Origin of the sequence: Streptomyces sp. R44, from assembly GCF_041053105.1 — a bacterium.
Lineage (GTDB): Bacteria > Actinomycetota > Actinomycetes > Streptomycetales > Streptomycetaceae > Streptomyces.
Genome location: NZ_CP163444.1, coordinates 6,132,830 through 6,146,962, shown reverse-complemented (window position 1 = coordinate 6,146,962; position 14,133 = coordinate 6,132,830). Strand labels below are relative to the sequence as shown.

At 71.8% G+C, this 14,133-nt stretch carries 13 protein-coding genes; 6 read left to right on the top strand and 7 right to left on the bottom strand.

The features are described from left to right. The first annotated feature begins 78 nt into the window (after positions 1–78). Entirely contained in the window at positions 79–1,242 is a 1,164-nt protein-coding gene (locus AB5J54_RS28715) for a serine hydrolase domain-containing protein (protein ID WP_369146796.1), read from the top strand. Here AB5J54_RS28715 and AB5J54_RS28710 read toward each other — a convergent pair. From AB5J54_RS28710 to AB5J54_RS28695, 4 genes are all read right to left on the bottom strand, one after another. Continuing rightward, positions 1,224–1,760, bottom strand: a complete 537-nt coding sequence (locus AB5J54_RS28710) for a hypothetical protein (RefSeq protein WP_369146794.1) — start codon at positions 1,758–1,760, stop codon at positions 1,224–1,226. The two genes, AB5J54_RS28715 and AB5J54_RS28710, sit on opposite strands and share 19 nt — an antisense overlap. A gap of 63 nt (positions 1,761–1,823) precedes the next feature. After that, a complete protein-coding gene (locus AB5J54_RS28705) occupies positions 1,824–2,354 on the bottom strand; it encodes an HXXEE domain-containing protein (RefSeq protein ID WP_369146793.1) in 531 nt (176 codons plus the stop codon). 11 nt (positions 2,355–2,365) lie between these two features. Continuing rightward, complete coding sequence (locus AB5J54_RS28700; protein ID WP_369146792.1) at positions 2,366–3,529, bottom strand: PotD/PotF family extracellular solute-binding protein; 1,164 nt, start codon at positions 3,527–3,529, stop codon at positions 2,366–2,368. Positions 3,530–3,672: 143 nt separating this feature from the next. Continuing rightward, on the bottom strand, positions 3,673–5,109 hold the full coding sequence (locus AB5J54_RS28695) for a gamma-aminobutyraldehyde dehydrogenase (RefSeq protein WP_369146791.1): 1,437 nt from the start codon (positions 5,107–5,109) through the stop codon (positions 3,673–3,675). A 190-nt stretch (positions 5,110–5,299) separates the two neighbouring features. Between AB5J54_RS28695 and AB5J54_RS28690 the strand changes: the two genes are divergently transcribed. From AB5J54_RS28690 to AB5J54_RS28670, 5 genes are all read left to right on the top strand, one after another. Beyond that, positions 5,300–5,806: an Lrp/AsnC family transcriptional regulator gene (locus AB5J54_RS28690; RefSeq protein WP_265864573.1), complete on the top strand. Its 507-nt coding sequence runs from the start codon at positions 5,300–5,302 to the stop codon at positions 5,804–5,806. Then, the gene (locus tag AB5J54_RS28685; RefSeq protein WP_369146789.1) at positions 5,791–7,170 is read left to right on the top strand and encodes an aspartate aminotransferase family protein; all 1,380 of its coding nucleotides are present in this window, start codon (positions 5,791–5,793) and stop codon (positions 7,168–7,170) included. Before AB5J54_RS28690 ends, AB5J54_RS28685 begins: the two co-directional genes overlap by 16 nt. A 262-nt stretch (positions 7,171–7,432) precedes the next feature. Continuing rightward, positions 7,433–8,161, top strand: coding sequence for an ABC transporter ATP-binding protein (locus tag AB5J54_RS28680; protein ID WP_369146788.1), 729 nt, complete (start codon positions 7,433–7,435; stop codon positions 8,159–8,161). Then, positions 8,143–9,291, top strand: a complete 1,149-nt coding sequence (locus AB5J54_RS28675; protein ID WP_369146787.1) for a hypothetical protein — start codon at positions 8,143–8,145, stop codon at positions 9,289–9,291. Before AB5J54_RS28680 ends, AB5J54_RS28675 begins: the two co-directional genes overlap by 19 nt. 79 nt (positions 9,292–9,370) lie before the next feature. Beyond that, positions 9,371–10,507, top strand: coding sequence for an LOG family protein (locus AB5J54_RS28670; RefSeq protein WP_369146785.1), 1,137 nt, complete (start codon positions 9,371–9,373; stop codon positions 10,505–10,507). A 238-nt stretch (positions 10,508–10,745) separates the two neighbouring features. Here AB5J54_RS28670 and AB5J54_RS28665 read toward each other — a convergent pair whose 3' ends face one another. The 3 genes from AB5J54_RS28665 to AB5J54_RS28655 all read right to left on the bottom strand — a co-directional run bounded on the left by AB5J54_RS28665 (position 10,746) and on the right by AB5J54_RS28655 (position 14,111). Beyond that, positions 10,746–11,393: a dihydrofolate reductase family protein gene (locus tag AB5J54_RS28665; protein ID WP_369146784.1), complete on the bottom strand. Its 648-nt coding sequence runs from the start codon at positions 11,391–11,393 to the stop codon at positions 10,746–10,748. A 79-nt stretch (positions 11,394–11,472) separates the two neighbouring features. After that, the gene (locus tag AB5J54_RS28660; protein ID WP_369146783.1) at positions 11,473–12,495 is read right to left on the bottom strand and encodes an ABC transporter ATP-binding protein; all 1,023 of its coding nucleotides are present in this window, start codon (positions 12,493–12,495) and stop codon (positions 11,473–11,475) included. After that, positions 12,495–14,111: an ABC transporter permease gene (locus AB5J54_RS28655; RefSeq protein ID WP_369149486.1), complete on the bottom strand. Its 1,617-nt coding sequence runs from the start codon at positions 14,109–14,111 to the stop codon at positions 12,495–12,497. Before AB5J54_RS28655 ends, AB5J54_RS28660 begins: the two co-directional genes overlap by 1 nt. Positions 14,112–14,133 lie beyond the last annotated feature (22 nt).

The following is a 14,133-nucleotide window of genomic DNA, read 5'->3' as shown; positions in this document are numbered from 1 at the left end:
TGCGGGCGATCCGCGGATCGCCACAGGTCAGCAGGATGGAGCCATCGAGAACAACGGCTCACACCACCGGAGTTGACCATGAGGAAGACCACCGCCCGCACCCTGCTCGCCGCCGCCCTGGTCCTGGGCGTCGCCGGCGGCCCGGCGCTCACCCCGGCCTTCGCGGCCACCTCGCAGTCTGTCGTACAGACGTCGAGCCCCGACCTGAGCGCGGTGATCGCGGGACTCCCCCGGGCCGACGCGACGGCCGCGCTGGTCCGGGTCGGCGGCACCGAGGGTTCCTGGCAGGGCAGCGCGGGCGTCCACGACCTGGAGTCGAACGCCCCGGCGGACCCGGCCGCCCGCTTCCGGGCCGGTTCGGTGACGAAGGTGTTCACGGCGGCGACCGTCCTGCAGCTGGCCGCCGAGGGCCGGATCGACCTGGACCGGACGGCCCGCTCGTACCTGCCGGACCTGATCCCCGGCCGCTACGCCACGGTCACCGTGCGCCAGCTCCTCAACCACACCCACGGCATCCCGGCCGCCGACATGCCCGGGGAGACCGTCGAGGAGTGGTATGCGAACCGCTTCGCCGTCCACACCCCCGAGGAGCTGGTCCGCTCGGCGACGGCGCAGCCGCGGGAGTTCAAGCCGGGCACGAAGCAGCACTACCTGAACATCGGCTACACGATCGCCGGACTGATCGTGGAGCGGGTCACGGGCGACTCGTACGAGCACCAGGTGGAGCGGCGGATCCTGCGGCCGCTCGGGCTGCGGGACACGTACTTCCCGGGCACGGACCCGGAGATCCGCGGCCCGCACAACCACGGCTACCAGACCATGAAGCTCGACGACGGCTCGACCGGGCTGCGGGACGTGTCGGTGTGGGGGACGACGGACGGCTGGGCGGCCGGGGACCTCATCTCGACCACGGCCGACCTGGAGCGCTTCACGCGGGTCCTGTTCAAGGGCGGTGTGGTGCGCGGTCCGCTCCTGGAGGAGATGTTCACGCTCCCGCAGGTCCCCGACCTCAAGTCCGGTGACCCGGCGGCGTACTCCGTCGGTCTGTCGATGAAGAAGCTCGGCGGCCGTGAGGTCTGGGGGAAGACCGGTGGCCGCTGGGGCTACAACGCGGCCATCGCGTCGACCCGCCACGGGGAGCGGACCCTCGTCTACAGCGTCAACGCGACCGACGCCAAGGGGCAGGACATGAACAAGACGGCGCTGCGCCTGATGGTGGCGGCCTACGGCCTTCCGGAGTGAGCGGTCTCGGGCTGGTCCGCTTCGAGCCGCTTGATCATCCGGCGTACGTGGAGCAGCGGCAGGATCCCGATGACGCCGAAGGACATGTCGATGACCGACCACCAGAAGGGGATGCCCCGGACCGGTCCGCAGATCAGGGCCAGTGGGACTATGCCGACGCAGGCGATCATTCCGAACTCGACGACCCAGATGTTGCGGACGGGGTCGCGGTAGGGGCCGTAGAAGGCGACCGCGATGACGAGGTGGGCGAAGGCCAGCCAGTCGGTGCCGTAGAGCAGGTAGGGGGCTTCGGCGTCGGCCCCCTCGACTCCGCCCCGCACCCGGTGGATCCACTCGGCGAGCCGGGGCAGCGCCTCGGCCGCCGGTGCGGCCCATCCGGTCAACGCGGAGTCGAGGAGCCGGAGTTCGGTGACGAGCGGGAAGGCGGTGGCCCCGCTCAGGACCAGGCAGACGACGAAGAGGATCAGCCAGACGCGGATGCGCTTGAGAAGGGCTCTCGGCCCGTTCGTGTCGCTCATGGGAACAACGTACACCCCTCTTGAACGCGTTCAGAAAGATGGGGTGGTTGTTTTTGAGCACGTTCAGAAGCGGGCGGCCACCCTCCGTCCCACGGCGTGCGAGACCACCGTCGCCCCCGCCGCCACCGCGAGCCCCGCCACCACTCCCCCGGGAGTCGTCGGCCGCAGCACCCCGGCCCGCCGCAGCCGGCCCCGGGCCCACAGGGAGAAGGGGATGACGATCAGCGGCGAGGTCGGCGCACCGGGCGTCGCACCCCGCACGGCGGCGGCCTGGGCGAGATGGACGAGCCCGTGCAGCCCGAAACCGGTCACCGCGCCCTGGTAGAAGGCGGACCGGCCACCGGAACGCGCACCCGCCACGGCGGCCCCGCCGACGATCACCGCCATCACCCCGACGGCGGCGGCGAACTCCCGCTCGTCGACGGACTCGACGGCCTTCCACACCCGCTCCGGCACTCCGGGCCACCGCTCGCGCAGCCCCGGCAGGTTCTCCCGAAGCCACCGCGGCCCGCGCACGAGCTCCTCGGCGTCGTGCACGGCCCAGGCGAGGAACAGGCCATAGGTGACAAGGGGGTTGAGTCGTGTGTCCGTCATGATCGTGCAACTCACAGCCCGACGATCGAGTTCCACCTCTTCGCGAACTCCGGGCGCTCCTCGGCCGTGATGTCCCGGGCGATGGCCAGCCGGCCTCGCATGGCGGTGTCCGGGAAGATCAGCGGGTCCTCGGCGAGGGCCACGAGCTCCTCGTCGCCGGAGTCGGCGAGGACGGCCTGGGCGGCCGGGACCGGGCAGACGTAGTTGACCCAGGCGGCGAGTTCGGCGGCGACCTCGGGCTCGTAGTAGTAGTCGACGAGCTTCTCGGCGTTGGACTTGTGCTGCGCGAGGTTGGGGACCAGGAGGGACTCGGCCCACAGTTCGGCGCCCTCCTCGGGGACGACGAACTCGATGTCCGGGTTGTCGGCCTGGAGCTGGATGACGTCGCCGGAGTACGCCTGGCAGGCGAGGACGTCGCCGGTGGACAGGTCCTTGATGTAGTCGTTGCCGGTGAAGCGGCGGATGTGCTTGGACCGGACGAGCCCCTCGATCTGCTCGCACAGGGCGTGGAAGTCGTCGCCGGTCCACCGGGACACGTCGACGCCGTTGCCCATCAACAGCAGCGCCATGGACTCGTCGAGGCCGGAGAGCAGGGTGACCTTGCCGCGCAGGTCGTCGGCCCACAGCTCCTTGGTGGAGCGCAGTTCCCGGCCGAGCTTCCTGCGGTTGTACGCGATGCCGGTGATCCCGGACTGCCAGGGCACGCTGTGCCGCCGGCCGGGGTCGAAGGCGGGCCCGGACAGCTGGGGGTCGAGGTGCTTCGCGACGTTCGGCTGGGCGGCGCGGTCCATCTCCTGGACCCAGCCGAGGCGCACGAAGCGGGCGGCCATCCAGTCGCTGACGACGATCAGATCGCGCCCGGTCTCCTGGTGGTTCATCAGGGACGGGCTGATCTTGCCGAAGAACTCGTCGTTGTCGTTGATCTCCTCGGTGTAGCGGACGGAGATCCCGGTCCGCTTCCGGAAGGCGTCCAGGGTGGGCCGCTTCGAGGTGTCGTCGTCATCGGTGTCGATGTACAGCGGCCAGTTGGCGAACTCGAGCGTCCGGTCGCGCGCCGAGAGGTCGCGCCCGGCCCGGTCGCCCTCCTCGACGTAGGCGGCGGGGACCCCGCAGCCGGCGAGCAGGGTCGCGGCCCCGGCACCGCCGATGCCGCGGAGGAGGGACCGGCGGGACATGTGTTTCCTGGCTGTCGCTCTCACCCGAGCAGCATCCCGGCCCGCCACGACCTGCGGCAATGGACGGTCCGTCGAGCGACGGAGCGCGGCCCCGACACCCTGTCGATCATGGGTGCCGGGGCCGCGCCGGGGTCCTGGGGGGATCAGCCCAGGGAGGTCATGACGTGCTTGATGCGCGTGTAGTCCTCGAAGCCGTAGGCGGAGAGGTCCTTGCCGTAGCCGGACTTCTTGTAGCCGCCGTGGGGCATCTCGGCGACGAGCGGGATGTGGGTGTTGATCCACACGCAGCCGAAGTCGAGGGCCTTGGACATGCGCATCGCGCGCGCGTGGTCCTTGGTCCAGACGGAGGAGGCGAGGGCGTACTCGACGCCGTTCGCGAACTCCAGGGCCTGGGCCTCGTCCGTGAAGGACTGGACGGTGATGACCGGGCCGAAGACCTCGTTCTGGACGATCTCGTCGTCCTGCTTGAGGCCGGAGACGACGGTCGGGGCGTAGAAGTAGCCCTTGTCGCCGACGCGGTGACCGCCGGCCTCGACCTTGGCGTGGGCCGGGAGGCGGTCGATGAAGCCGGTGACCTGCTTCAGCTGGTTGGCGTTGTTGAGCGGGCCGTACAGCACGTCCTCGTCGTCCGGCTGGCCGGTCTTCGTCTCGGCGGCGGCCTTGGCGAGGGCGGCGACGAACTCGTCGTGGATGGACTCGTGCACGAGGACACGGGTCGCGGCCGTACAGTCCTGGCCGGCGTTGAAGAAGCCGGCGACCGAGATGTCGCCGACGGCGGCCTCGATGTCGGTGTCCTCGAAGACGACGACCGGGGCCTTGCCGCCCAGCTCCAGGTGGACGCGCTTGACGTCCTTGGCCGCCGACTCGGCGACCTGCATGCCGGCGCGGACCGAGCCGGTGATGGAGGCCATCGCCGGGGTCGGGTGCTCGACCATGGCCTTGCCGGTCTCGCGGTCGCCGCAGACGACGTTGAAGACGCCCTTGGGGACGATCTGACCGATGATCTCGGCCATCAGGATCGTCGACGCGGGGGTCGTGTCCGAGGGCTTGAGGACGACGGTGTTGCCCGCGGCGAGGGCCGGCGCGAACTTCCACACGGCCATCATCATCGGGTAGTTCCACGGCGCGACCTGCGCGCAGACGCCGACCGGCTCGCGGCGGATGATGGAGGTCATGCCCTCCATGTACTCGCCGGCGGACTTGCCCTCGAGCATCCGGGCGGCACCCGCGAAGAAGCGGATCTGGTCCACCATCGGCGGGATCTCCTCGCTCGCGGTGAGAGCGACCGGCTTGCCGGTGTTCTCGACCTCGGCGGCGACGAGCTCCTCGGCCCGCTCCTCGAAGGCGTCGGCGATCTTGAGGAGCACCTTCTGGCGCTCGGACGGCGTGCTGTCACGCCAGGCGGGGAAGGCGGCCGCAGCGGCCTCCATGGCGGCGTCGACGTCGGCCTGCCCGGAGAGCGGGGAGGTGGCGTACACCTCGCCGGTGGCCGGGTTGGTCACCTCGATGGTGCGGCCGTCGGCCGCGTCGCGGAACTCCCCGTTGATGTAGTTACGCAGCCGGCGCAGCTCGGTGGTCACTTGCCACCCCTCCTGTCACGTTCTGTCTTCGCACGTCCTTGTGCGGTGTCCCGATGGACGAGACACCTCAGCCTAGTCGCTCGACAGACGCTTTCAACAGCCCCGACCCCCCTCAACTTCGGATTCAGCAAGATCCGGAGCTCTTCACAACGAATTTCATCGCTCCGGGCTTGCACGACGGACAATCTCGGTGCACAGTGAAGTCGTGGCCAGTCGAAGCACAGACTCCAGAACCGGAACCGGTTCGTCCCCGACGATCGATGCCGTCTCCCTGGCGATCATCGAGCAGCTCCAGCAGGACGGACGCCGTCCCTACGCGGCGATCGGAAAGGCCGTCGGCCTCTCCGAAGCAGCCGTGAGGCAGCGCGTCCAGAAGCTGCTCGACCAGGGCGTCATGCAGATCGTCGCCGTCACCGACCCGCTCACCGTGGGTTTCCGGCGGCAGGCGATGGTCGGCATCAACGTCGAGGGTGACCTGGATCCGGTCGCGGACGCCCTGACGGCCATGGCCGAATGCGAGTACGTGGTGATGACCGCGGGCTCCTTCGACCTCATGGTGGAGATCGTCTGTGAGGACGACGATCACCTGCTGGATGTGATCAACAAGCGCATCCGCACACTCCCCGGCGTGCGCTCCACGGAGAGCTTCGTCTACCTCAAGCTCAAGAAGCAGACCTATATGTGGGGAACTCGATAACCGTGACCCAGGACCTGTCCAAGACCGCGTACGACCACCTGTGGATGCACTTCACCCGCATGTCGTCCTACGAGAACAACCCCGTCCCCACCATCGTGCGTGGTGAGGGCACCTACATCTTCGACGACAAGGGCAAGCGCTACCTCGACGGTCTCGCGGGTCTCTTCGTGGTCAACGCCGGACACGGCCGCCAGGAGCTGGCCGAGGTCGCGTACAACCAGGCCAAGGAACTCGCGTTCTTCCCCGTGTGGTCGTACGCGCACCCCAAGGCCGTCGAGCTCGCCGAGCGCCTCGCGGACTACGCCCCGGGCGACCTCAACAAGGTCTTCTTCACCACCGGTGGCGGCGAGGCCGTCGAGACCGCGTGGAAGCTCGCCAAGCAGTACTTCAAGCTGCAGGGCAAGCACACCAAGTACAAGGTCATCTCGCGTGCGGTCGCCTACCACGGCACCCCGCAGGGCGCGCTGTCCATCACCGGTCTGCCGGCCCTGAAGGCCCCCTTCGAGCCGCTGGTCCCCGGCGCGCACAAGGTGCCGAACACCAACATCTACCGCGCCCCGATCCACGGCGACGACCCCGAGGCCTTCGGCCGCTGGGCCGCCGACCAGATCGAGCAGCAGATCCTCTTCGAGGGCCCCGAGACCGTCGCGGCCGTCTTCCTGGAGCCGGTGCAGAACGCCGGTGGCTGCTTCCCGCCGCCGCCCGGCTACTTCCAGCGCGTCCGCGAGATCTGCGACCAGTACGACGTGCTGCTCGTCTCCGACGAGACGATCTGCGCCTTCGGCCGCCTCGGCACGATGTTCGCCTGTGACAAGTTCGGCTACGTGCCGGACATGATCACCTGCGCCAAGGGCATGACCTCGGGCTACTCCCCGATCGGTGCCTGCATCGTCTCGGACCGCATCGCCGAGCCGTTCTACAAGGGCGACAACACCTTCCTGCACGGCTACACCTTCGGTGGCCACCCGGTGTCGTCGGCGGTCGCGATCGCCAACCTCGACATCTTCGACAAGGAAGGCCTCAACCAGCACGTGCTGGACAACGAGGGCGCCTTCTACTCGACGCTGTCGAAGCTGCACGACCTGCCGATCGTCGGCGACGTCCGCGGCAACGGCTTCTTCTACGGCATCGAGCTCGTCAAGGACAAGGCCACCAAGGAGTCCTTCAACGACGAGGAGGTGGAGCGCGTCCTGTACGGCTTCCTCTCCAAGGCGCTGTACGACGCCGGCCTGTACTGCCGTGCCGACGACCGCGGCGACCCGGTCATCCAGCTGGCCCCGCCGCTGATCGCCGACCAGGGCACCTTCGACGAGATCGAGGGCATCCTGCGGAACGTGCTCAGCGAGGCGTGGACCAAGCTGTAGGCACGAAGCTCTCGGCACGACGCTGTGAGCACCACGCTGTAAGGACCGAACCACGGCGGTCCCCCCAGCATCACGCCGCCCTCACGGCGTGACCCCACGGCCCGGGTATGCCGCCATCCGAGTGGATGGCGGCTGCCCGGGCCGTGTGCTGTCCGTACAACCGGATCTGAATCCTTACGGTGCCGAGTGACCGACAGGCCCGTCCCTTCGTTCCCCCGGACGGGGGAAGGCGAGTATCGGATCCGACATCGAGGTGTACGCGATGGCCCCACCGGACAACGACGTGCTCTGGGCGCGTTCCCTGCACTGCGAACTGGGCGGTGCGGACGCCCTCAGCGGCGTCTCCCTCGGCGTCCGCGAAGGCGAGATCCTCGCCGTCGTCGGCCCGCGCGGCAGCGGCAAGTCCACCCTCCTGCGCTGCCTCTCCGGCCAGCTCGTCGCCCAGCGGGGCGAGGTCTGGTTCAACAGCGGCCCCGTGCACACCCTGGGCCCCGCCCAGCGCGAACGGCTCCGCCGCGACCGCTTCGGCTGGATCGACCCCGAACCGGGCCTCGTCCCCGAGCTCACCGGCTGGGAGAACACCGCCCTGCCCCTGCTGCTCCGCGGGACCTCCCACCGGGCCGCGAAGACCGCCGCCACGGAATGGCTGGAGCGGCTCGACATCGGCGACTGCGCCCGCAAGCGGCCGCACGCCCTCACCCACTCCCAGCGCCAGCGCATCGCGATCGCCCGCGCCCTGGTCACCACCCCTTCGGTCCTCTTCGCCGACGAACCCACCGCCACCCTGCACCGCGCCGACGGCGCGCAGGTCCTGCGCACGCTGACGGCCGCGGCCCGCTCGCACGGCATCACCGTGCTCCTCGCCACCCACGACGCCGAGGTCGCCGCGCTCGCCGACCGCACCGTCACCCTGCTCGACGGACGCCGGGTCGGCGCCGTACCCCCGGCGTCAGGGGCGGAGGGCGTCGCCGCGTGCTCGCTCTCCGTCTAGCCCGCGGGACCCACCCCCTCGTCCTGACGCGCCGGCTCCTCGTCGCCGCGGCGGCCGCGGGGGTGGGCTTCCTGCTGCTCTGCACCCTCGGATACGCCGTCGGCCACCCGGACCGGTCCTCGGCCTCGGCGCTGCGGCTGCTCTGGTGCGCCCTGCCGCTCGCCGCCACCGTCCAGTTCGCCGTCGCCGTGGCCCGCACCGACCCCAGCACCCGGCCCCGCCCCGGACTCTCCGCCGTCGGCCTCGGCCCCGCCCGGCTCACCGCCATCGCCGCCGCCTCGACGGCCGTCGCCTGCACGCTGGGCTCCACGGTCGCGCTCCTGTTCTATCTGCACCTGCGCGGCGACATCACCGGCCTGCCCTTCGACGGCGCCGCCGCCGAGCTCCTCGCCGCCGACCAGCCGGTCCCGCTCGCCGCCGCCCTCACCCTGCTCGCCGTCCTGCCGGTCGTCGCCGCCACGGCGGCCGGCCTCGCACTGCGCCCCCGCACCGCGCCCGCCGCGCCCGAGGGCGCCGAGAAGACGATGCCGTCCGGGCTGCCCTGGGGGATCGCCCTCGTCGCGATCGGCCTCGCCATCGAGACGTACGCGGCCCAGGGCGACTCCAAGAGCGGCCTCCCGCTGCCGGGCGGCTTCGACGGCAACCCGGCCGGCGTCCTCGCCGGCTGGGTCCTCACCGCCGTCGGCCTCGCCATGGCGGGCCCGGGCCTCGCGTTCGGCTGCGGCCGGCTCCTCCAGGCCGTCCGGCCGGGCGCCACGCGGCTGCTCGCGGGCCGCGTCCTGATGGACGAGTCCCGCCGTATCGGCCGCCCCCTCGGCGTGGTCAGCGCGGTGCTCTCCGGTCTCCTCGCGGCGGCGCAGCTGTACGAGTCGGACGGCTCCGACGCCTTCGGGCCGCTCACCGCCCTCGGCGCGGCCCTGATCCTGGCCTGCACCACCGCCAGCCTCCTGACCGCCGCGCTGGAATCCCGGCAGGGCCGCGCCCACACCACCGAGGCCCTCCTCCGCATCGGCGCCCCGCCCACGGTCCTGCGCACGGCGGCCCTGCTGCGCGCGGGCGCGCTCTTCGCCGTCTTCGCACCGCTGACCTGGGCGGTGGCGGAAATGGCGGCGCTGCCGCTCAACGGCTGAGCGATCCGTACGACGAGGGGGGTGGCTCGCCGGTCCTCCCCGAGGGGCCGCCCGTCACGGCGGCCCCTATCGTGGGCCCATGGCGATGCTTCCCCCGGCACACCGCCCGCCCGGACCGCGCGGGCACGGACGCGAGATCCACACCCTCGCCGAGTTCGACGCGGCGCTCGCCCGCCCCGGCTCGCTCGCCGGACACCGGATCCAGTCGATCGACCTCACCGGCCGGACCTTCGCCCTGCTCACCGCCGTCACCGCCGAGGCCGTCTTCCTCGGCTGCCCCATGGAGCCGGAGGCCGCCGCCAAGGTCCGCGCCGACGGGGCCCTCGTCTTCCCGCCCGTCCCCGAGCTGCCCTTCGACCCGTACCGGGCCAGGCTCTACACCCCCGAGGAACTCTTCGCGGGGATCGCCGAGACCGGGTACGAGTCGACGCCCGACTTCCGCGCGTACACGTGGTTCGGCCGGACCAGGGCCGACGGCGACATCCTCTCCTCGATGCTCCGCTCCCTCCACGACGACGCCGTCTCCGACGCCCTCGACGAACACCTCGACGGGGCCCGGGTCGTCGGCGTCATGGGCGGGCACGCGATGGGCCGGGGCACCGAGGCGTACGCGGGCGCCGCCCGGCTCGGCAGGACCCTGGCCCGCGCCGGGCTCACCGTGGCGACCGGCGGCGGACCGGGCGCGATGGAGGCCGCGAACCTCGGCGCCTACCTGGCGCCCCACGCGGACGAGGCCCTCGCCTCCTCGCTGGACCTCCTCGCCAAGGCCCCGTCCTTCACCCCGTCGGTGACGGACTGGGCGCGGGCGGCCTTCGCGGTACGGGCCCTGTGGCCGCGCGGCGGGGACTCGGTCGGCATCCCGACCTGGTTCTACGGCCACGAGCCGCCGAATCCGTTCGCCGCGCACATCGCCAAGTACTTCGCGAACGCCACCCGGGAGGACGGCCTGCTCGCCCGCTCGACGGCGGGCATCGTCTTCCTGCCGGGCGCTGCGGGCACGGTCCAGGAGATCTTCGACAACGCGACCCCGAACTACTACGGCTCCCGGGGCACCCCGACCCCGATGGTCCTGGTGAACCGCGCCCACTGGACCACCCACCTCCCGGCCTGGCCCCTCCTGGAAACCCTCGCCGCAGACCGCCCGATGGCAAGCCGCATAGCCCTGGTCGACTCGATCGACGAGGCCCCGGCCACACTGGAACGCCTGGGGGCGTAGCCCCCTCGTTGTGGGCATGCGTTCCGCCGGGGCGGAACGGGTGGGCACAACGGACGGCGCCCATGCCGGCGCCAGAGGCTCCCGAGCCTGGACCCGCACCGGATGTGCGCCGCGCAAGGTGGTGCGGGTCGGGGCGCGGAACGCGGAGGCGCCGCGAGAAGGCGCCGTCCCGTGTGCCCACCCGTCCCGCCCCAGCGGGACGATCGCCCACACGGCGGCGGGCGGAGGCACCGCTCCCTCACTTCCGCCAGAACAGGTGGTGCGTCACCTGCCCGCCCGGACTCGGCACGACGTCGCAGTGGAAGCGGTCGAGCAGCTCCTCGGGCGAGTCCCAGAGCCGTACGCCGGCCCCGAGCTTCACCGGCGCGACCGCCACGTGCAGGGTGTCGACGAGATCTGCGTCCAGGAACTCCCGGATCGTGGTGGCGCCGCCGCCGAGGCGAACGTCCTTCCCCTGGGCCGCCTCCTTCGCCCGCGCGAGCGCCGTCGCCGGGTCGGCGTCGATGAAGTGGAACGTGGTGTCGGAGAGCGTGAACGACGGGCGCGGGTGGTGGGTCAGCACGAACACCGGCGTGTGGAACGGCGGCTCGTCGCCCCACCAGCCGCGCCAGTCCTCGTTCTCCCAGGGCCCGCGCAGGGGGGAGAACTTGTTGCGGCCCATGATCTCGGCGCCGATGTTCCGGGCGAAGTCCCGGGTGAAGTAGTCGTCGAGGCCCCGGCTGCCCCCGGGGTCGGTGCGGTTGGGCCAGCTCGCCGTGGCACCCGCCCACGAGAACAGCGCCCCCGGATCCGCGTGCCCGAACGGTCGCTCCAGGCTCTGGCCCTCCCCCGTACCGAATCCGTCGGACGAGACCATGAAGTTCTGCACCCTGAGCAACTGGCCCATGTCTGTTCCTCCCGCGTGGTCGACAGTGAGACAACGTACGAACAGGAGACTCCACCGGCCGCAAAAACTCATCGCTCCGCTACGGGGTGTCGTCCGCCAGCACGACCACGTCCTCCGCCCGGAACTCCACGCCCACCCCGGCGCCCTCCTCCGGCGCGTCCCGGAGCGGCAGCTCGGCCTCCAGGGCGGGCCCCTCGGCCGGGCGGAGCCGTACGAGGACCTGGCTGCCCCGGAAGGTCCGGGACTCCACCGTCCACACCGGACGCTGCTCCACGAGCCGTACCCCGCCCGGGCGGACGAGGAGCCGCCGCTCCCCCTCCGGCGAGCCGTCCGGCACCGGGATCTTCCCCCACACGGTCTGCGCGACCCCGCCCGTCACCCGCGCCGCCACGACGTTGTCGAAGCCCAGGAACCGCGCCACGAACTCCGACGCGGGCCGCCGCCACACGTCGACCGGCGCCCCCGACTGGGCGATCCGTCCGTCCCGCATGACCACGACACGGTCGGCGAGCGCGAAGGCCTCGCCCTGGTCGTGGGTGACGGCGAGGACCGTCGTCCCGAGCCTCCCGAAGAGCTGCCGCAGCTCCACGACGAGCCGCTCCCGCAGCCCCCGGTCGAGCTGGCCGAGCGGCTCGTCGAGCATGAGGAGCCGCGGCCGGGGCGCCAGGGCCCGCGCGAGCGCCACCCGCTGCTGCTCACCGCCGGAGAGCGCGGCGACGGACCGCCGCTCGGCCCCGGGGAGGCCGACGAGGTCGAGCAGCTCCCGCACCCGCTCCGCCTGCTCGGCCTTCCGGGCGCCCCGCATGCGGAGTCCGAAGGCGACGTTGCCGCCGACGTCCCGCTGCGGGAACAGCTGGTGGTCCTGGAACATCAGGCCGACGCCCCGCCGGTGCACCGGCACCCCGGCCTGGTCGGCGCCGCCGAGCAGCACCCGGCCACCGTCGAGCGCCTGGAGCCCGGCGACGGACCGCAGCATCGTGGACTTGCCGCTGCCACTGGGGCCGAGCACACACACGATCTCGTGCTCGGCGACCTCCAGGTCCACGGCGTCGAGCACGGCCCGCTCCCCGAACCGTACGGTCGCGGCCTCGATCGAAAGCATCAGAACTCCCCGGAGGTCCGGTCGGTGCGGAGTCGTTCCAGCAGCAGCAGGGACACCGCGCACACCACCATCAGAATCGTCGAGAGGGCCATCGCCTGGCCGTAGTTGAGCGCGCCGGGCCGGCCGAGCAGCCGGGCCACCGCCACCGGCAGCGTCGGGCTCTCGGGCCGGGCGATGAAGACGGTCGCCCCGAACTCGCCGAGCGACACCGCGAACGCGAACCCGGCCGCGATGAGCAGCGCCCGCCGCACCAGCGGCAGGTCCACCTCCCGCCAGGCCCGCCAGGGCGAGGCGCCGAGCACGGCCGAGGCCTCCCGCAGCCGCTCGTCCACCGCGCGAAGCACCGGCAGCATCGTCCGTACGACGAAGGGGACGCCGACGAGGGCCTGGGCGAGCGGTACGAGGATCCAGCTGGCCCGCAGGTCGAACGGCGGCTCGTCGAGCGTGATGAGGAAACCGAAGCCGACGGTGACGGCGGAGACCCCGAGCGGCAGCATGAGCAGCGCGTCGAAGCCCCGCACGAGCCTTCCGGCCCGCCGCCGGGTGAGCGCCGCCGCCGCGAGTCCGCCGATCAGCACGGCGATGGCGGTCGCGGCCACCGCGTACCGCAGCGAGTTCCCGATCGCCTCCAGGGGCGGGACGAGGAAGGTCCCGGACTCGTCGAGCGAGCCGAGCGCCCGGTAGTAGCCGAGACCGTACCCGTCCGGCCCGGCGAAGGACCGCTCCACGAGGACACCGAGCGGCAGCAGGATCAGCAGGGCCACCGAGACGAGAACACCGGCGAGCAGCGCCCACTGGCCGGCGCCGCGCGGCCGGCGCGCCGTCGACTCGGGCGGTACGAGCCGGAGCGCGGTCTCGCGCCGCCGTACCGTCCAGGCGTGCACACCGAGGATCACGCCTACGGCCACGAACTGCACGAGGGTGAGCACGGCGGCCGTGGGCAGGTCGAGCAGCCGGGCGGTCTGCCGGTAGATCTCGGCTTCCAGCGTGGAGTACGCGTCCCCGCCGAGGATCTGTACGACGCCGAAGGAGGTGAAGGTGAAGAGGAAGACCATCAGGGCGGCCGCCGCCACCGCCGGCACGAGCGCGGGCAGCGTCACCGTCCGCCAGGCCGTCCAGCGCGAGGCGCCGAGGACCCGGGCGGCTTCCTCCTGGCGCGGGTCGAGCTGCGACCAGAGGCCGCCGACGGTGCGGACGACGACCGCGTAGTTGAAGAAGACGTGCGCGAGGAGGATCGCCCACACGCTGGTGTCGAGGCGCAGCCCCCACAACTCGTCGGTGAGCCCGTTCCGGCCGACGAGCGCGAGGAACGCCGTGCCGACGAGGACGGTCGGCAGCACGAACGGCACGGTGACGACGGCCCGCAGCACGCTCTTGCCGGGGAAGTCGAAGCGGGCGAAGACGTACGCGCCGGGCAGCGCGACCAGGAGGGTGAGCCCGGTGGAGGCGAGCGCCTGCCACACGGTGAAGCCGAGCACGTCGAGGATGTCCGGTCGGCTGAGCGTCTCGCCGATCCGGCCGAACCGCCAGGCGCCGTCGGGCCGCAGCCCCCGGTCCACGATGGACACGACGGGCCAGGCGAAGAAGACCCCGAAGAACGCGACGGGCAGGGCCATGAGGCCCAGCCGCGTCGCGCTC

Bases quoted from the DNA above. Each gene is read 5' to 3' on its own strand.
- AB5J54_RS28660 (WP_369146783.1), bottom strand. From the start codon at position 12,495: ATGCTTTCGATCGAGGCCGCGACCGTACGGTTCGGGGAGCGGGCCGTG.
- AB5J54_RS28670 (WP_369146785.1), top strand. From the start codon at position 9,371: ATGGCGATGCTTCCCCCGGCACACCGCCCGCCCGGACCGCGCGGGCAC.
- AB5J54_RS28705 (WP_369146793.1), bottom strand. From the start codon at position 2,354: ATGACGGACACACGACTCAACCCCCTTGTCACCTATGGCCTGTTCCTC.
- AB5J54_RS28655 (WP_369149486.1), bottom strand. From the start codon at position 14,111: ATGGCCCTGCCCGTCGCGTTCTTCGGGGTCTTCTTCGCCTGGCCCGTC.
- AB5J54_RS28715 (WP_369146796.1), top strand. From the start codon at position 79: ATGAGGAAGACCACCGCCCGCACCCTGCTCGCCGCCGCCCTGGTCCTG.
- AB5J54_RS28710 (WP_369146794.1), bottom strand. From the start codon at position 1,760: ATGAGCGACACGAACGGGCCGAGAGCCCTTCTCAAGCGCATCCGCGTC.
- AB5J54_RS28700 (WP_369146792.1), bottom strand. From the start codon at position 3,529: ATGTCCCGCCGGTCCCTCCTCCGCGGCATCGGCGGTGCCGGGGCCGCG.
- AB5J54_RS28665 (WP_369146784.1), bottom strand. From the start codon at position 11,393: ATGGGCCAGTTGCTCAGGGTGCAGAACTTCATGGTCTCGTCCGACGGA.
- AB5J54_RS28680 (WP_369146788.1), top strand. From the start codon at position 7,433: ATGGCCCCACCGGACAACGACGTGCTCTGGGCGCGTTCCCTGCACTGC.